The organism is Cupriavidus sp. FW216-B1, assembly GCF_058789195.1.
The window spans coordinates 1,061,914-1,078,757 of record NZ_JBYTEL010000001.1; the positions used below are offsets into that span (position 1 = coordinate 1,061,914).

The 16,844-nt window shown below is 71.0% G+C and carries 15 protein-coding genes; 8 read left to right on the forward strand and 7 right to left on the reverse strand.

The window, feature by feature from the left end; translation table 11 throughout:
- The coding region (locus AC3WXD_RS04625; protein ID WP_492323143.1) for an MBL fold metallo-hydrolase at positions 1-876 on the reverse strand (876 nt) is incomplete at its 3' end.
- A gap of 212 nt (positions 877-1,088) precedes the next feature.
- Here AC3WXD_RS04625 and AC3WXD_RS04630 point away from each other — a divergent pair.
- From AC3WXD_RS04630 to AC3WXD_RS04645, 4 genes are all read left to right on the forward strand, one after another.
- Entirely contained in the window at positions 1,089-2,000 is a 912-nt protein-coding gene (locus tag AC3WXD_RS04630) for a LysR family transcriptional regulator (protein ID WP_231586408.1), read from the forward strand.
- A 209-nt stretch (positions 2,001-2,209) separates the two neighbouring features.
- A complete protein-coding gene (locus tag AC3WXD_RS04635) occupies positions 2,210-3,142 on the forward strand; it encodes a LysR family transcriptional regulator (RefSeq protein WP_020201098.1) in 933 nt (310 codons plus the stop codon).
- Between the two features lie 134 nt (positions 3,143-3,276).
- On the forward strand, positions 3,277-4,311 hold the full coding sequence (locus AC3WXD_RS04640; protein WP_020201097.1) for a succinylglutamate desuccinylase/aspartoacylase family protein: 1,035 nt from the start codon (positions 3,277-3,279) through the stop codon (positions 4,309-4,311).
- A gap of 76 nt (positions 4,312-4,387) precedes the next feature.
- The gene (locus AC3WXD_RS04645) at positions 4,388-5,770 is read left to right on the forward strand and encodes an MFS transporter (protein ID WP_454733395.1); all 1,383 of its coding nucleotides are present in this window, start codon (positions 4,388-4,390) and stop codon (positions 5,768-5,770) included.
- Positions 5,771-5,832: 62 nt separating this feature from the next.
- Here AC3WXD_RS04645 and AC3WXD_RS04650 read toward each other — a convergent pair whose 3' ends face one another.
- The 4 genes from AC3WXD_RS04650 to AC3WXD_RS04665 form a co-directional block, all read right to left on the reverse strand.
- Entirely contained in the window at positions 5,833-6,726 is an 894-nt protein-coding gene (locus AC3WXD_RS04650; protein ID WP_020201095.1) for a LysR family transcriptional regulator, read from the reverse strand.
- 106 nt (positions 6,727-6,832) lie between these two features.
- Positions 6,833-7,606, reverse strand: a complete 774-nt coding sequence (locus AC3WXD_RS04655; RefSeq protein ID WP_020201094.1) for an enoyl-CoA hydratase — start codon at positions 7,604-7,606, stop codon at positions 6,833-6,835.
- Between the two features lie 28 nt (positions 7,607-7,634).
- The gene (locus AC3WXD_RS04660; protein WP_492323144.1) at positions 7,635-8,834 is read right to left on the reverse strand and encodes a CaiB/BaiF CoA transferase family protein; all 1,200 of its coding nucleotides are present in this window, start codon (positions 8,832-8,834) and stop codon (positions 7,635-7,637) included.
- Entirely contained in the window at positions 8,831-9,787 is a 957-nt protein-coding gene (locus AC3WXD_RS04665) for a Bug family tripartite tricarboxylate transporter substrate binding protein (RefSeq protein WP_492323145.1), read from the reverse strand. The genes AC3WXD_RS04660 and AC3WXD_RS04665 overlap by 4 nt, the downstream gene beginning before the upstream one ends.
- 258 nt (positions 9,788-10,045) lie before the next feature.
- On the opposite strand from AC3WXD_RS04665, the gene ppk1 reads away from it, so the two are divergent.
- On the forward strand, positions 10,046-12,190 hold the full coding sequence (ppk1, locus tag AC3WXD_RS04670; protein WP_492323357.1) for a polyphosphate kinase 1: 2,145 nt from the start codon (positions 10,046-10,048) through the stop codon (positions 12,188-12,190).
- A gap of 300 nt (positions 12,191-12,490) precedes the next feature.
- The gene (locus AC3WXD_RS04675) at positions 12,491-12,823 is read left to right on the forward strand and encodes a CppA family protein (protein ID WP_020201090.1); all 333 of its coding nucleotides are present in this window, start codon (positions 12,491-12,493) and stop codon (positions 12,821-12,823) included.
- A gap of 13 nt (positions 12,824-12,836) precedes the next feature.
- Here the strand turns inward: AC3WXD_RS04675 and AC3WXD_RS04680 are convergent, their stop codons facing one another.
- The gene (locus AC3WXD_RS04680) at positions 12,837-13,868 is read right to left on the reverse strand and encodes an aldo/keto reductase (RefSeq protein WP_492323146.1); all 1,032 of its coding nucleotides are present in this window, start codon (positions 13,866-13,868) and stop codon (positions 12,837-12,839) included.
- Positions 13,869-13,980: 112 nt separating this feature from the next.
- Between AC3WXD_RS04680 and AC3WXD_RS04685 the strand changes: the two genes are divergently transcribed.
- Positions 13,981-14,898 (forward strand): LysR family transcriptional regulator, encoded by a 918-nt coding sequence (locus AC3WXD_RS04685; RefSeq protein ID WP_059411524.1) that lies wholly within the window; start codon positions 13,981-13,983, stop codon positions 14,896-14,898.
- A gap of 16 nt (positions 14,899-14,914) precedes the next feature.
- On the opposite strand, the gene AC3WXD_RS04690 is transcribed toward AC3WXD_RS04685, so the two are convergent.
- Positions 14,915-15,703 carry a carboxymuconolactone decarboxylase family protein gene (locus AC3WXD_RS04690; RefSeq protein WP_020201087.1) on the reverse strand — a complete coding sequence of 263 codons (789 nt, stop codon included), beginning with the start codon at positions 15,701-15,703 and terminating at the stop codon, positions 14,915-14,917.
- A gap of 142 nt (positions 15,704-15,845) precedes the next feature.
- Here AC3WXD_RS04690 and AC3WXD_RS04695 point away from each other — a divergent pair, with 142 nt between their 5' ends.
- Positions 15,846-16,778: a LysR family transcriptional regulator gene (locus tag AC3WXD_RS04695; RefSeq protein WP_454733399.1), complete on the forward strand. Its 933-nt coding sequence runs from the start codon at positions 15,846-15,848 to the stop codon at positions 16,776-16,778.
- The last annotated feature ends 66 nt before the right edge of the window (positions 16,779-16,844 follow it).

Here is a 16,844-nt window from a genome sequence, read left to right on the forward strand (position 1 = left end):
CCCCCCCCCCCCCCCCCCCCCCCCCCCCCCCCCCCCCCCCGCCGCGGCGCCGGCGCGGTCGACGTCGTAGTCGATGGTGATGCCGGGATCGCGGAACTGCGCCTCGCTGGCGTGGATGATGTCGCCCCACAGCAATAGCCGCTGGCCCTGGCTCTCGATGAAATAGCCGTTCATGCCGGGCGTGTGGCCGTACAGCGGCACCGAACGCACACCCGGAAACAACTGGGTGGCGCCATCGAAGGTGCGCAGCCTGCCAGCCGCCACGTACGGGTCCACGGTCTGGTGCGACTGGCGGAAGGTCGTGCGGGCCGCCGCTGGCGCGCGGGCCTCGGCCTCGGCGCTGAGCCACAGGGCCGGGTCGCGCCGGTCCACGTGCACCACGGCATTCGGAAACACCCGCCGCCCGCCGATGCTGAGGCCGCCGGAATGGTCGCCGTGGATGTGCGTCAGCAGGATGTCGTCGATGTCGCCGGGTTCGTAGCCGGCGGCGCGCAGGTTGTCGACGAGGCGGCCCGTCAGCGGCCCGAACAGTTCGCCGGCGCCGGTGTCGACGAGGATGCGGCGCTCGCCGGTATCGATCAGGAAGCAGTTCACGGAGATCTCGACCGGCAAGGCCTGGTGGGCGGCCGCGAACGCCGCGCGCACGGCTTGCGGGTCGCTCGTGATGGCCGGCACGTCGCGCGGCGCGGTGCCGTCGGACAGCACCGTGACGCGAAACGCGCCGAGCGCGAAGCGATAGAAACCGGGGGCCTGGCGCGCCACCCATCCCGGGCTGGCCGGCTTGTCCGGCGAAGGCGCCACGTCGGCGCCGGCGGGGCTGGCGGCGAGGACGGACATGGAAGCGGTGGCAAGCAGCAGGAAGCGGGAGAAATGCATGGTGGGTCTCGTTCCGGTTATGCGGCGGCCTCTTCGTCAGGCGCCGCACTGGATCTGATATTGGTGCCGAATCGGCGACGAATGGAACGATAACAACGGTCCGCCACCGCGATAAGCCGTCGTTTCCGGCAATCATTGTGCCGCCGATGGCATAATCGGCATCACCCGCCATCGCTCCTGCCACGCCGCGCGCCGACCCGACCATGCCCGACATGAACGACACCCTGGTCTTCCTCAAGGTCGTGGAAGCCGGGAGCTTCACCGCCGCCGCGGCCGCGCTGGACCTGCCCAAGACCACGGTCAGCCGCAAGCTGCGCGAGCTCGAGCAGCGGCTCGGCGCGCAGCTCCTGCACCGGACCACGCGCCGCCTCGGCCTGACGGAGGCCGGCACGCTCTATTACGAATCCTGCCGCGCCATTCCCGCCATGCTGGCCAACGCCGATGCCGCGGTGGGCCAGTTGCACGGCGCGCCGCGCGGCACGCTGCGCATCACGGCGTCGTATTCGCTGTCGGTCAGCCTGCTCGGCCCGCTGCTGGCGGAATTCCGCGCCGGCTGCCCGGACGTGCAGATCGACCTCGTGCTCAGCCACCGCACGCTCGATCTGGTCGGCGAGGAAATCGACCTCGCCCTGCGCATGGGCGACCTGCCGGATTCGTCGATGGCGGCGCGCCGGCTCGCGACCTTCCCGAACCGCATCTACGCCAGCCCCGCCTATCTCGCGCGGCACGGCGCGCCGGCCCATCCGGATGCGCTGCGCGAGCACGCGGCGCTGTCCACGCGCGTGGCCCGGCGCGCCGGCGGCCATGCCTGGCCGATGCGCCGCGCGGACGCGGCCGGAAAGCTCGTCGACTACCCGATCCGCCCCGTGATCGAGGCCGACGACCCGGAGGCGCTCAAGGCGCCGCTGTTCGACGGCGCGGGCCTGATGATGGCAACCGACCTCATCATGGCGCGGCATGCCGGACAGGGGCTGGTGGTGCCGGTGCTGCCGGGCTGGCTCGGGCGCTGCCCGGACCTGCACGCCGTGTTCCCGCGCGGGCGCGTGCAGCCGCCCAAGCTGCGCGCGTTCATCGACTTCCTCGTGCCGCGGCTCGAACGGGCGGCGGCGGGCGCGCAGCGCTGAACGCGGCGCCGGCATGGCAACGCAACCATATGCCTCCGGTTCCGTCGTCGGCTTGCCGGCCGCGTCCCGCGTCAGGCAGCGTGCGCCGGCCGCCGATGCCGGCCGGACATGCGCCGCGCCGCGCGGCCCCGCCTTTCCGGGGCCGGCGCTTTGTGGCATGTTTGCCGTGGACCGGCCGCCGCCGGCGCAACTCAACAACGGGTAAGTCTGTGGAACTACGACATCTGCGCTATTTCATCGCCGTGGCCGAGCACGAGAGCATTCGCGTGGCGGCGGAGCATGTCCACGTCACGCAGCCCGCCATCTCGCGCCAGATCCACGACCTGGAGGAGGAGCTCGGCTTCGCGCTGTTCGAGCGCACGCCGCGCGGCCTCAGGCTGACCTCGGCCGGCCAGGCCTACCTGCGCGATGCGCGCGCGGCGCTCAACCAGCTCGACGTGGCGGCGCGCGGCGCGCAGCGCATCTCGGCCGGCGTGCAAGGCTACCTGCGCCTGGGCTTCGTCGAGAACAGCGGCTGGGACGGCATCGTGCCGCACGTCTTCCGCCGCTTCCAGGAAGAGGTGCCCGACGTGCGCATCGAGCTGGTGCCGATGAACACGCCGCTGCAGCTCGACGAGATCCGCGCGGGCACGCTCGACGGCGGCTTCATCTACCAGTACGGACCGCTCGCCGAACCGCTCGGCACGCTGCCGCTGACGACGAACGACGTCATGCTGGCCGCGCCGCTCGCCTGGCCCCTGCCGGCGCAGGAAACCGCCCGCGCCCGGCCGGGGCTGCCCGGCGTGGCGCTGCGCCAGATCGCGGACTGGCCGTTCGTGACCTTCCCGCGCGCCACGTATCCGCTCTACTACGACCGCCTGATCGGCGCCTGCCAGGCGTGCGGGATCACGCTCAACGTGGTGCAGGAGGTCTCGACCGAGGCCGCCATGCTGTCGCTGGTCTGCGCCGGCGTCGGCGCGGCCATCGTCAATTCGGCCAACCTCGGCCGCCCGCCCGCGCTGTGCCGCTTCGCCGCGTTCACGGACCTGTCGATCCCGATGCCGCTCGTGTTCGCGCACAAGGCCGATGCGCCCGCGCCCGCGCTTGCGCGCTTCATCCAGACCGTCGAAGCGATGCGACAGGCCGGCGCCGCGCCGGGCTGATGCCTGGAAGGCATCGCCTGCGCCAGAAAACGGCATTTGTCGTCGACCGCCGCGGTCATCAATATGACATGCAGCGCGGCCGCCCCCCTCCAGACGCCAACCGGCCGCGCCCGATCCCCCACCGGAGACAAGGCATGCCAGGCCGACCGAACGACCACACCCCTTCCAGGAAAACACTGATCTCGACCGGGATCGACTACGAGCGCGAGGGTTTCCAGACCGGCGTGCTGCGCATCCCCTATTCGCACGACCGCTCCGCCTACGGCCACATTCCCGCGCCGGTCGCCGTGCTCAAGCAGGGCACGGGGCCGACGGTGCTGCTGACCGGCGGCAACCACGGCGACGAATACGAAGGCCCGCTGGCGCTGATGAAGCTGCTGCAGCGCATGCCCGCCATGCGGATCGAGGGCCGGCTGATCGTGATCCCGGCGCTGAACTTCCCGGCGTTCCTGAACGGCTCGCGCACCTCGCCGATCGACCGCGGCAACCTGAACCGGATGTTCCCCGGCGAGCGCAACGGCTCGGTCACGGCGATGATCGCCCACTACGTGGACACCGAGCTCTTTCCGCGCGCCGACGTGGTGCTCGACCTGCACGCCGGCGGCGCCTCGTTCAACCACATGCCCACGCTGCTGGCCGCGCTGCCGCCCGACCCGGCGCGCCGCGCCGAGTACCTGAAGCTGGTCAATGCGTTCGCCGCGCCCCACACCATGATCATGGACCTGCTCGGCGAGGACCGGACCTACGGCGCGGCGGCCGAGCGCCACGGCACCTTGTTCCTGTGCGGCGAGTTCGGCGGCTTCGGCAGCTGCAATGTGGAAGGTCTCGCCATCGTCGAGGACGGGCTGCGCCGCGTGCTCCACGCCACCGGCCTGACGCGCGGCGACAACCCGCCGCCGCCGCGCCACGACACGCGCTTCATCGCCGTGGACGGCACCCGGCACTACCTGTTCGCGCCGCGCCACGGCGTGTTCGAACCCTGCTTCACGCTGGGGCAGCAGGTGGCCGCCGGCGAACTGGCCGGGCGGCTGTTCGATCCCTACGCGCCGTGGGAGCCGCCGCGCGAACTGCATTTCGGCGGCGCCGGCATGGTGGTGTGCGCGCGCAGCTTCGCCGGCGTCGAGCCCGGCGACTGCATCGCCCTGCTGGCCGCCCCCGCCACGCTGTAGCCGACAGCCTCGCCGGAACCGGCGCGCCTTCCCTGGCGCGCGCCGGCCCGCCCTCCGCCCTTACGAGGAAACCTTCATGCACTCCGCCCCCGAAGCCGCGCCGGCCCTGCAAGCCGGCGCGCCCGGCGCCGACGCGCCGGTGATCGAAGACACCGGCACCGCGTTCTCGCATGGATACATCGTATTCATGTTCTTCGTGTGCTTTGCCTTTTCCTATATCGACCGGCAGGTCGTCAGCATCCTGGTGCAGCCGCTCAAGGCATCGCTGCTGCTCAGCGACACCCAGATCGGCCTGCTGCAGGGCGCGACCTTCACGCTCTGCTATGCCACCGCCGGCGTGTTCGTGGCGCGGCTGGTGGACCGCTCCAACCGCGTGCGCCTGAGTGCGGCCTGCGTCGCCATCTGGGCCATCTCCACGGCCATGTGCGGCACCGCCGGCAGCTTCGGCGAACTGCTGGTCTGGCGCGCCGGCACGGCCATCGCCGAAGCCGCGCTGAGCCCGGCCGCGCTGTCCATCTTCAGCGACATGTTCCCGCCGCGCAAGGTCACGCGCGCCAGCAGCGTGTTCATGCTCGGGCCCTACATCGGCGGCGGCGTCGCCCTGCTCGGCGGCGGCGCGCTGCTGGGCTGGATGGACCAGCCCGCGATGGCCGGCTGGCTGGCCAGGCAGGGCCTGCAGCCGTGGCAGGTGGTCTTCTTCCTGGTCGGGCTGCCCGGCCTGGCGCTCGCGGCGCTGGTGCTGGCGACGATCCGCGAGCCGGCGCGGCGCGGGCTGCCGGCCGCGCAGGGCGCCGCCGGGGCCGCGCCGCCGATCGGCGAAGTCCTGCGCGAGCTGTTCGTGCGCAACCGCTTCTGCCTGCCCTATTTCTTCGGCTACGTCGCGCTCATCCTGCTGTTCTACTCCCACGCCGCGTGGTTCCCAACCCTGCTGATCCGCAGCTTCGGCCTGTCCGCCAGCGCGGTCGGCAAGCTGACCGGCCCGGTCTACATGATCGGCGGCATGGCGGGCGTCGTCAGCGCGAGCCTGTTCGTGGGCAAGGTCGACGACCGCGATGCGCTGCGCAAGGTGCTGCGCATCGCCTGCGGCGCGGCCGCCCTGCTGGTGCCCGCCGCCTGCGCGGCGCCGCTCGCGCCGGCGATGTGGCTGTCGCTGGCGCTGTACGGCCTGTGCGCGTATGCCGCCAGCATCGTCATGGCGCTGGCGCCGGTGCCGCTGCAGATCGCCATTCCCAACCGCATGCGCGGCCGCGCGGTGGCGCTGCTGGTGTTCCTCACCAACGCCATCAGCGGCGGGCTGGGACCGTTCGCGGTGGGCGCCATCAACGAATGGCTGGGCCATCCCAGGGCCGGGCTGGCGATCGCCCTGGCCATCGTCGGCACCGCCGCCGCGGCCGCCAGCGCGCTGCTGTATTTCATCGCCGCCCGGCGGGCCGGCGGCGGCATCGAGGGAGCGCGCTGATTCGAGATCGAGGTGCCGGCCTGCCGCGACGGGGCGCATCGGGCCTGAGCAAGGACGCACGCCTACCCCGGCGCGATCGCTTCCTTCAGCAGCGCGATCAGCGCCTCGGCCGCGGTCGACGGGCGGGCGTTCCAGCGGCGGATCAGCGAGATCGGGTGGCTGTAGTCGGCCGCCGGCAGCAACACCGAGGCCAGCCCGATGTCCGACACGAAGCTCATCACGTAGCCGGGCAGCACCGCTACGCCGACGCCGGCCTTCACCATCCCCAGCACGGAGAGGACGGTGCCGACCTCGATCACGGACACGTAGCCCAGCCCCTTCTGTCCGTACACGCGGTCGACGGTGCGGCGCACGCTGAAGGACGGATGCATGGAGACGTGCGGATAGGCGCTGAGCGCATCCCAGGAGACGCGCTTTTTCTTCGCCAGTTCATGGTCCCTGGCGCAGATGGCGTACATGGACTCGTCGTAGAGCCGCTCGATGGCGAGCTTGGGATGGGTCTGCTCGATCGAGACCAGGCCGAAGTCCGCCTTGCCGTTGACCACGTAGTCGATGGTCTCGTCGGTGGAGAGTTCGTGCAGCCCGATGCGCACGCCCGGGTGCGCCGCGTGGAAGCGGCTGACCGGGCCGGTCAGCAGGCCCTGCGTCATCATCGGCGAGGCCGCCACGCGAACCTCGCCCTGCTCCAGGCTCAGCAGCCCGTTGAGGCTGCGCTCGGCGGCGTCCATCGTGCCGAGGATCTCGCACGCATAGCCGTAGAGGTGGTCGGCCAGCATGGTGGGCTCCACCTTGCGGGTGGAGCGCTCGAACAGGCGGTGCCCGACCTTGGCCTCCATTTCCTGGCAGAGCTTGCTGACCGCGGACTGCGTCATGTGCACCGCTTCGGAGGCGGCGCTGAAGCTGCGCAGTTCGTACACCACGCGGAAAACGCGGAACTCCCGGATCGTCAGGTTCATGATGGCGCGGCCGTGTGCGAAAGCGCCGGATGGCGCCCTGCGGCCGGCCACCGCCGCGAGGGCGCCGCCCGGCGCCCCCGATCTTACAAGAGAACCCCGCGCCGGCTCACGCCGGGCGCTTGCGGTTGAGGAAGCGCTGCATGTACTGGTCCGGTTCGGCACCTTCGTAGACCGCGCCGAACATGGCGATGCTGTCCTTCAGGCCGCGCTCGAGCGCCGGGTTCTCCCAGCCGCGCAGCAGCGCTTTCTGCGCGCGCACGGCGGCCGGGCCGCATTCGAGGATCTCGCCCACCGCGTGCGCGATGGCGGCGTCGAGCGCGTCGGGCTCGGCCAGCTCGTTGAGGAAGCCCCACGCGTGCGCCCTGGCCGCGTCGATGGCGGCGCCGGACAGCAGCAGCCAGCGCGTGTTGCCTTCGCCGATCAGGCGCGGCAGCAGGTTGGCGTGGATCACCGAGGGGATGCCGATGCGCACCTCGGGCATGGAAAAATGCGCCGCGGTCGATCCCACGCGGATGTCGCAGGCCGCCGCCAGCTCCATGCCGCCGCCCATGCACCAGCCGGCCAGGCGCGCGAAGGTCGGCACCGGAAAGTCGCGCACCGCTTCGCACAGGTCGTGCAGGCGCGTGATGAAGGCCACCGCGGTGTCGGGATCGAGCCGGGCCAGTTCCTTGATGTTGGCGCCGCCGATGAAGGCCTTGTCGCCGCTGCCGCGGATCACCAGCGCGCGCACCTGCGGGTCGCGCGCCAGCGTGCGCAGCAGGCGGGTCAGCTCGACGATGGTGTCGGAGTCGAGGATGTTGAGCGAGGTGCCGTTGGCGATCTGGATGGTGGCGACGCCCTGCGCGGACGTGGCGAGCGTGACATGGTGAAGCGTCTGCATGAGGGGAATTCCCGGATGATGGTTGGATTCAGCGGTCCGCCGGCTCGATCTGCCCGCGCGGCACGGCTTGCGCGGCTTGTGCTGTGTGCGCGCCAAGCTCGGGCGCCGCGGCGCCGCCACGCGCGGATGCCGTGGATGCCGCGGGCGAGCGGAAGCGCGCGGCGATGCGGCGCGTGCCGTGCGCGGCCCCGCCGGTGTCTTCCTCGAAGAAGCCGACGGCGCGCAGGTGCGGGTCGTCGAGCAGGTCTTCGACGCGGTTGACCGGGCTGCACGGGATGTCGGCCGCCGCCAGCAGCGCCAGCCAGTCGGCGCTGGTGCGCGTGGCCAGCACCCCGGCCAGGTAGCCGTAGATGGCGTCGTAGTTCTCGGCGCGCGCGGCGGCGGTCTGGAAGCGCGCGTCGGCCTCGAACGCGGCGAGGTCGCCGATGGCCGCGAAGAACGCGCGCCAGTGCTTGTCGTTGTACACCACCGCGGCGATGTGGCCGTCCAGCGTGCGGTAGGGGCGCCGGTGCGGCGTCAGCAGCCGGCTGTAGCCCATCGGGCCGGCCGGCGGCAGGAAGCTCGCGCCGCCGAGATGGTCGCCCAGCACGAACGCGGCCACGGTCTCGAACATCGAGACCTTCACGGATTCGCCCTGCCCCGTCTGCCGGCGGCGATAGAGCGCGGCCAGCGTGGCATGCGCCGCAGTCAGGCCGGTGACGCGGTCGGCGATCAGGGTCGGCACGTACATCGGCGCGCCGCCCGACTGGCGCGCGAACAGCTCGGCCAGGCCGGTCTGCGCCTGGATGATGTCGTCGTACGCGGCGCGGCCCTCGTAGGGGCCGTCGGCGGCATAGCCGGTCAGCTCGACGTGAACGACCGACGGATGCAGGCGCCGCACCGCGGCTTCATCCAGGCCCAGGCGGCGCATCGCCTGCGGGCGCACGTTGTGGATGAACACGTCGAAGCCGGGCAGCATGGCGCGCAGCGCGTCCTGGTCCTGCGCGCGCTTGAGGTCGAGCACCACCGAGCGCTTGCCCTGGTTGGCGTGCAGGAACATGGCGCCCATGCCCGGCGCGCGCTTAGCCCCCGCATGGCGCATCACGTCGCCCTCGGGCGGCTCCACCTTGACCACCTCGGCGCCGTAGTCGGCCAGGATCTGGGTGCATACCGGCCCCATCACGACCGAGGTCAGGTCGAGCACGCGCACCCCTTCGAGCGGCGCCGGCTGGCTGAACGGCTGCGTCATTGCTGCTCGACTCCCGCCCTGGCCGCGCGCGCCGTCCAGATGTCGCGCTGCGCCAGCGCGAAGGCGCCGTGCTCCCTGATGCCGCTCGGGCTGGCCACCATGCCCAGGCGGGCGAGCTTTTCCTTCACCTGCGGGTCGGACAAGGCCGCGCCGACTTCCTTGTTCCAGCGCTCGGTCACGCTCGCGGGCGTGCCCGCGGGCGCCGCCAGCCCGACCCAGACCACGAGGTCGAAGTCTTTGTAGCCGGCCTCCGTCATGGTGGGAATGCCGGGCAGGTCGGGCGAGCGCCGCGGGCTGGAGATGGCCAGGCCGGCCAGCTTGCCACCCTTGAGAAAGCTCGTCACCACCGAGGTGTCCGCCAGCATGTAGTCGATCTGGCTGCCCATCAGGTCCGTGACCGCGGGCGGCTGGCTCTTGTACGGAATGCCCTCGGAGGGCGCGTCGGCCACCATGCTGAAGGTCGCCGCGGCGATCTGCGCGGAGCCGCTGCCGTAGCCGTAGCGCAGCGGCGCCTTGCGGGCCTGGGCGGCCAGTTCCTTCGCGGTCTTGTAGGGCGCGTCGGGGCGCGTCACCAGCACCATCGGGATGGTGGCGATGCGCGTGATGTGGACGAAGTCCTTGATCGGGTCGTAGCCGGGATGGCGGTACAGCGCGCCGATGCCGGAATGGGTGGCGCTGCTGGTCAGCAGCAGGGTGTAGCCGTCGGGCGCGGCCTTGGCCACGTAGGCCGAGCCGATGATGCCGTTGGCGCCCGGGCGGTTGTCCACCACGATGGTGCCGAGCTTGTCGCGCACCGCCTCGGCGACGATGCGCGCCGCGGTGTCGGACGCGCTGCCGGCGCCGAACGGCACCACCAGTTTCACCGGGCGGGTCGGATAGGCCTCCCCGTCCTGCGCGAAAGCGGCGTGGGCCAGCGCGGCCGATGCCACCAGCAAGGCTGCGAATCTCTTCATGCCATGTCTCCTCATCGTCTGTTCTGTTTTGATGGGGGCATCCTATTCGCAGCCCGCCGCGCGTCACAAGCGAATGGTTTTCATAAACCTATCCCGGCATGGAATGAATACGGCGCGCGCCCGCGGCAGCCGACGCGGCCGTTCCGGCACGATGCAGGCGCCGCGCCACCCTCCTCAAGCGCCGCGCGACGCGGTACTATCAGGCCATCGTGTCGCCGCCGGTGGCGACCCATACAAGAAAAAGGATTGAAGTCGAATATGGCCGAAGGCTCGGGTGTCCCACTGCAGACCGCCCCGTCCCTCCCCTTGCCGTCGAGTGATGCAAAAGGCGCTCCCGCGGATTTCCTCGCCAGCGCCGATGCCCGGCAGACCTTCCTGAACCGCATCGCCAGCCAGCTGGAGTTCAACCACCGCGTGCTGCTCCAGGCCGCGGACCCCGAGGTCCCGCTGCTGGAGCGGCTGCGCTTCCTGTGCGTGTTCAGCAGCAATCTCGACGAGTTCTACGAGATCCGCGTGGCCGGCCTCAAGGAGCAGATCAAGCTGCAGTCCGCGCTGCCCGGCCCGGACGGGCTGGACCCGCGCCAGGTCTACGCGCTGCTGGGCGCGCGGGCGCGCAAGCTGGTGGCGGAGCAATACCGGCTGTTCAACGACGTGCTGGTGCCGGAGCTGGCCGCCGAGGGCATCCGCTTCCTGCGGCGCCCGCACTGGTCCGCCGAGCAGGCCGAGTACATCCGCGAGTTCTTTTTCCGCGAGCTGATGCCGATGCTCACCCCGATCGGCCTCGACCCGGCGCACCCGTTCCCGCGCGTGCTCAACAAGAGCCTGAACTTCGCCGTGGAGCTCGAAGGCAAGGACGCCTTCGGCCGCGAAGCCGGCGCCGCCATCGTGCAGGCGCCGCGCGCGCTGCCGCGCGTGATCCTGCTGCCGAGCAAGATCTCGGGCTGCCCGCACGGCTTCGTGTTCCTGTCTTCGATCCTGCATGCGCACGTGGGCGAGCTGTTTCCCGGCATGCGCGTGCGCGGCTGCTACCAGTTCCGCGTCACCCGCAACAGCGAGCTGTTCGTCGACGAGGACGAAGTGCGCAACCTGCGCGACGCGCTGCAGGGCGAGCTGCCGCAGCGGCACCTGGGCGACGCGGTGCGCCTCGAGGTGGCGGACAACTGCTCGCCCAAGATGACGCGCTTCCTGCAAGGCCAGTTCGGACTGGAAGAGACCGAGGTCTTCGCCGTCAACGGGCCGGTCAACCTCGTGCGGCTGCTGCCGGTGCCCGACAGCGTCGCGCGCGACGACCTCAAATACCCGCCGTGCCGGCCCGGCCTGCCGAAGGCGCTCCAGCAGGAGCAGACCGACATGTTCCGCGCCATCCGCGACGGCGACATCCTGCTGCACCACCCCTACCAGTCGTTCGCGCCCGTGGTGGACTTCATCCGCCAGGCCGCCGAAGACCCGGACGTGATGGCGATCAAGCAGACGGTGTACCGCGCCGGCAACGACTCGGCCCTGCTCGACGCGCTGATCGGCGCGGCGCGGCGCGGCAAGGAAGTCAGCGTGGTGGTGGAGCTGCTGGCCCGCTTCGACGAGGAAGCCAACATGAACTGGGCCGCGCAGCTCGAGGAAGCCGGCGCGCACGTGGTGTACGGCGTGGTGGGCTACAAGGCGCACGCCAAGATGGCGCTGGTGGTGCGGCGCGAGGGCGGCAAGCTGCGCCGCTACGTGCATCTTTCCACCGGCAACTACCATTCGCAGACCGCCCGCAACTTCACCGACATCGGCCTGTTTACCTGCAAGGAAGCCATCGCCGCCGACGTGGCCAACGTGTTCTCGCAACTGACCGGGCTCGGCCATCCCGGCACGCTCGCGCACCTGTGGCAGTCGCCGTTCACCATGCACGCGGCGCTGATCGAGGCCATCCGCCGCGAGGCCAGGCACGCCAGGGCCGGCCGCAAGGGCCTGATCATCGCCAAGATGAACGCGCTGCTGGAGCCGAAGATCATCGAGGCGCTGTACCAGGCTTCGTGCGACGGCGTGAAGATCGAGCTGATCGTGCGCGGCGCCTGCGCGCTGCGGCCCGGCCTGCCGGGGCTGTCGGAGAACATCCGGGTGCGCTCCGTGCTCGGCCGCTTCCTCGAGCACGAGCGCATCTTCTATTTCTACAACGACAAGGCCGAGGACGTGCGCCTGTCCAGCGCCGACTGGATGGAGCGCGACTTCTTCCGCCGCGTCGAGATCTGCTTCCCGGTGCTGGACAAGGCCCTCAAGAAGCGCGTGATCGAGGAAGGCCTCAAGCGCTATCTCAAGGACAACCGCGATACCTGGGAGCTGGAGCCGGACGGCAGCTACCGGCGCCGGCGCGGCCACCGGCTGGTGTCCGCCCAGGACACGCTGATGAACCAGTTGGCGTAGCGCCCCCTCGACATCGCCCGCGTCCGGGCCGGCCGGCGCCGCCTCATCGCGGCAGATCGCCGGCCGTCCGGCGCGGCATCCGCCACGCTTTCCCCACCTCATCACCCATTGCCGCAACCGGCACTGCCGCCGTCCGGCCCGGGCAATCCCGGGCCGGCTGCCAGCCGCCGCGCCGGCATTGGCGGGCAGGTTATTCATAAGCCACATCCATTCCCCCGAATCCGCCGTTCCTTGAAATCCCCCGATTACTGTATATATTTACAGTTACTGTATGCATGAACAGTATTTCAGGAGCCCATCATGGAACATCTGGTCCGGGTCCAGAACGAATACGACCGCCAGGTCCTCGCGTGGCTGCGCGCGCGGGTCGGCGACGCGGCCCTCGCGGCGGCAGCGCAGCGGCTGACCGGGGAACGCAAACCCTACCTGTCCACGATCTGCCGCAGCCTGAACGTCACGCCGCCGCCGCGGCGCTCGCTGCGCGCGCAGGCCAACCGCGCCACGCGCGAAGTCGGGGACCGCTACCTCGCCTCGATCCGCCAGATGCTGGCGCGCCCGGCGCCCGCGGCGCGGCACGCGGTGGCACTGGCCGCTTCCCAGCCGCCGTCGGTGCTGGCCGGGAACCCCCGCTGACAAGACTGCCGGCTCAGCGCTCGCTGTCGAGAAACGCCATCTGTTCCTCGCCGTAGCGCGTGCCGGCCACGGCTTCGCGCGGCACCGCCTGCTCGATGCGGGCCATGTCCTGCGCCGACAGCGGCAACCGCAGCGACCCCAGCGCGCCCTCCAGCTGCGCCAGCGAGCGCGAGCCGACCAGCGGCACGATCTGCACGCCGAGCGCGCGGCCCTTGGCCAGCACCCAGGCGATCGCCACCTGCACCGTGGTCGCGCCCAGTTCCTGCGCCACCTGCCCGAGGGCAGCCACGAGCTGCTGGTTGCGGCCCAGGTTCTCGCCGGTGAAGCGCGGCAGGTGGGCGCGGAAATCCCGCGGCCCGGTGGGGCGCGAGCCGCTGATCAGGCCGCGCGACAGCACGCCGTAGGCGGTCACGCCGATGCCCAGCCGCCTGAGCACGGGGAAGATGCCGGCCTCCGGCCCGCGGCTGAGCAGCGAATATTCGATCTGCAGGTCGCTGACCGGATGCACCTTGTGGGCGCGCTCGATGATCTCCGGCCCCACTTCCGACAGGCCGATATGGCGCACGTAGCCGGCCTTCACGAGATCGGCCACGGCGCCGATGGTGTCCTCCACCGGCACGGCCGGGTCGTGCCGCGACATGCGGTAGATGTCGATGTGGTCGGTGCCGAGCCGCTGCAGGCTGTAGGTGATGAAGTTCTTCACCGCCTGCGGGCGCCCGTCCATGCCCAGCCAGTTGCCGTCGGGCGCGCGCAGCGAGCCGTACTTGACGGACACCAGCGCCTGCCCGCGGCGGCCCCGGAGCGCCTCGCCGATCAGCATCTCGTTGTGGCCGGCGCCGTAGAAGTCGCCGGTGTCGAGCAGGTTGATGCCGGCGTCCAGCGCCGCGTGGATGGTGGCGATGCTCTGGCCGCGGTCATTGGCGCCGTAGAAATCGGACATGCCCATGCAGCCCAGGCCCAGCGCCGACACCTGCTGCGGCCCGTGCGCGCCGAGCGCGGCCAGGGGAACCCCGGGGGATTGGGAAGACTGGGACGACGTGCTCATGTGAATCTCCTTCGCATCGTTGAATCGGTGAAGGCAGTCTATTGTGCTAACGGATGCGTATAAACTGCGAAACGAAGAAATCACTATTCCCTATATTCAGAACAATCCCGACATGTCCATCGACCGGTTCAAAGCTATGGAGGTCTTCGTCCGCGTGGTGGAGCTGGCCAGCTTCTCGCGCGCGGCGACCGCGCTGCACCTGCCCCGGGGGCGCGTCACCACCATCGTCCAGGACCTCGAAAGCCACCTCGGGGTGCGGCTCCTGCACCGCACCACGCGGCGGCTCAGCCTGACCGACGACGGCATGGCCTACCATCAGCGCGCGCGCACCATGCTGCAGGAGATGCACGAGCTGGAGGCCATGCTCGGGCAAGCCGTGGTCACGCCCGCCGGCCGGCTGCGCGTGGACGTGCCGGCCTCCCTGGGCCGCCATGTCATCGCGCCGGCGCTGCCGGACTTTTTCGCGCGCTATCCGCAGGTGATGATGGAACTGGGCAGTTCGGACCGCCCGGTGGACCTGATCGCCGAAGGCGTGGACTGCGTGATCCGCGGCGGCCTCGTGCACGACGAGAGCCTGGCCGCGCGGCGGCTCGGCGAGCTGGAAGTGGCAACCTGCGCCGCGCCGGCCTACCTGCAGCGCCACGGCATGCCCGCCACGCTGGCCGACCTCGACCGGCACCGCTTCGTGAACTTCTTCTCGGCCAAGACCGGGCGCGTGTTCCCGTTCGATTTCCGGCGCGGCGACGAGGCGCATGAAATCACCCGCCCGCACTGGGTCGCGGCCAACGATGCCGACACCTGCATCGCCGCCGCCGTGGCCGGCATGGGCCTGATGCAAAGCCCGCTCAACGGCGTCGTGCGCGCGCACCTCGCCAGCGGCCGGCTGGTGCCGGTGCTGCCGGACTGGAATGCCGGCACGCTGCCGATGCTGGCCCTGTACCCGCGCAACCGCCACCTGAGCGCCAAGGTGCGGGTCTTCATCGACTGGGTGGCGGGCCTGCTCGAGGCCAGGCAAGGCGTGGCGCCGTGAGGCGGCCTCGCTGCCGTCAGTGCGCGGCCACCACCTCCCTGGCCGCCAGCGCCGCATTGATGGCGCGCGGGAAACCGGCATAGGCCGCGATCTGGATGATGGCCTCCACGAGCTGCTGCCGCGTGCCGCCCACGTTCAGCAGGCCATGCATGTGCACCTTCAGTTGTGGCGTGGCCGAGCCCATCGCCGCCAGCGCGGCCACCGTGACCAGCTCGCGGCTGGCCAGATCGAGGCCGGGCCGCGCGTAGATGTCGCCGAAGGCGAACTCGATGATGAAGCGACCCAGGTCCGGCGCGATGTCCTGCAGCGAGGCGATCACGCGCACGCCGGCCTCGCCGTCGATCTCGCGCAGGCGCGCGAGCCCGGCCTCGTAGCGCGAGCCGGCGGCGGCCGGCCGCGCGGCCGCCGCCGCCACCACGACACCCGCGCGGGCAAACACGGCCCGCGCCGCCGCAATGCCGTTGAGCGCCGCCGGAAAACCCGCGTACACAGCCAGGTGGATCATGGCCTCGACCAGCTCCGCCGGCTGGCAGCCAACGTTCAGCGCGCCGGCCAGGTGGAACTCCAGTTGCGGCGCGAGCCCGCCCATCGCCGCGAGCGCGGCCACCGTGACCAGTTGCCGCTCGGGCAGCGACAGGCCCGCGCGCGGATAGATCTCGCCATAGACGAAGCCGATGGCGAGGCTGGCCAGATCGGGCGCGATGTCGCCGAGCGCGTCGAGAATGGAGGCATCGGCGCTGCCTTCGATGGCGGCAAGCCGGGCCCGGCCGAGAGACAGCGTGTGCGGAAGGGTGTGCGGATTCATCGGGAAGGTGTTCCTTGGTTCGGTGACGAGTTGGTGATGTGAAGCAAGCAGTGAAGCAAGCTTAGCCAGCGCGTGCGCGCGCCGCCAATGCCTTCGGCGTGATACCTTGTGCGTATCAGCAACCCGTCCGAGCGCACCCCGCATGCAGCCCCGCCTGGAACTCTGGCAACTCGAATACTTCGTGGCCGTAGCCGACGAACTGAGCTTTCGCCGCGCGGCGGAGCGCCTGTCGATCACCCAGCCGCCGCTGACCCGGCAGATCCAGGCGCTCGAGGAAACCGTCGGCGCGCGCCTGTTCGAGCGCGACCGCAATGGCGTGGCGCTCACGCCCGCCGGCAGCCAGTTGCTGCCCGAAGCGCGCGCGCTGCTGGCCAGCGCCGACGCCATGCTCGCCCGCGCGCGCAAGCGCGCGCGGCGCAACGCCGGGCTGCGCCTGGGCATCACCACGGTGGTCGACGCCGCGCTGTTCACATGGCTGGCGCCGGCCCTGCAGGCGCGCGCGCCGGACGTGCGGCTGCTGCAGAAACGGCAGATCTCGCAGCAGTCGATCGCCGACCTGCGGCGCGGCGCGCTCGATGCCGCGCTGATCGGCCTGCCGTCCGGCACCGGCGAGCTGCACGTCGAGCACCTGTTCGACGATCCGCTGGTCGCCGCGCTGCCGGCCACGCACCGGCTGGCCCGGCGCAAGCGCCTCTCCATCCTGGAGCTGCAGGCCGATCCGCTGTTCTGGTTCCAGCGGCGCCTCAACCCCGCCTACTTCGACCACTACGAAGCGCTGTTCCGCGCGCTGGGCTTCTCGCCGCCGCGCGTGCCCGAGCCGGCCGACCACCACGTGCTGCTCGGCCTCATCGCCGACGGCCAGGGCGTGGCGCTGGTGCCGGCCTCGCTGCAGGCGATGGCGCGCGCGGGCGTGGTCTACAAGCCGCTCAAGGAAGCCGCCGTGCTGCGGATCGGCGTGGCCGTGGTCCATGCGCCCGGCAATCCGGCGCCGGCCCTGCCGCTGCTGCTGGAAACGCTGCGCGAGCGCTACCGACCAGCCCGGCCAGCCGCGAGGCCGCCCGCGCGCCGGCGCTGAACGCGCTGCCCTTCCCCTTACCCTTCCCCTCCCGCCTTGCAAGTCACCCCGGCGCGCGCAAACCCT

Coding starts and splice junctions, on each gene's coding strand:
- AC3WXD_RS04650 (WP_020201095.1), bottom strand. CDS start 6,726: ATGAACCTGACGATCCGGGAGTTCCGCGTTTTCCGCGTGGTGTACGAA.
- AC3WXD_RS04640 (WP_020201097.1), top strand. CDS start 3,277: ATGCCAGGCCGACCGAACGACCACACCCCTTCCAGGAAAACACTGATC.
- AC3WXD_RS04655 (WP_020201094.1), bottom strand. CDS start 7,606: ATGCAGACGCTTCACCATGTCACGCTCGCCACGTCCGCGCAGGGCGTC.
- AC3WXD_RS04660 (WP_492323144.1), bottom strand. CDS start 8,834: ATGACGCAGCCGTTCAGCCAGCCGGCGCCGCTCGAAGGGGTGCGCGTG.
- AC3WXD_RS04665 (WP_492323145.1), bottom strand. CDS start 9,787: ATGAAGAGATTCGCAGCCTTGCTGGTGGCATCGGCCGCGCTGGCCCAC.
- AC3WXD_RS04630 (WP_231586408.1), top strand. CDS start 1,089: ATGAACGACACCCTGGTCTTCCTCAAGGTCGTGGAAGCCGGGAGCTTC.
- AC3WXD_RS04690 (WP_020201087.1), bottom strand. CDS start 15,703: ATGAATCCGCACACCCTTCCGCACACGCTGTCTCTCGGCCGGGCCCGG.
- AC3WXD_RS04645 (WP_454733395.1), top strand. CDS start 4,388: ATGCACTCCGCCCCCGAAGCCGCGCCGGCCCTGCAAGCCGGCGCGCCC.
- ppk1 (WP_492323357.1), top strand. CDS start 10,046: ATGGCCGAAGGCTCGGGTGTCCCACTGCAGACCGCCCCGTCCCTCCCC.
- AC3WXD_RS04695 (WP_454733399.1), top strand. CDS start 15,846: ATGCAGCCCCGCCTGGAACTCTGGCAACTCGAATACTTCGTGGCCGTA.
- AC3WXD_RS04685 (WP_059411524.1), top strand. CDS start 13,981: ATGTCCATCGACCGGTTCAAAGCTATGGAGGTCTTCGTCCGCGTGGTG.
- AC3WXD_RS04675 (WP_020201090.1), top strand. CDS start 12,491: ATGGAACATCTGGTCCGGGTCCAGAACGAATACGACCGCCAGGTCCTC.
- AC3WXD_RS04680 (WP_492323146.1), bottom strand. CDS start 13,868: ATGAGCACGTCGTCCCAGTCTTCCCAATCCCCCGGGGTTCCCCTGGCC.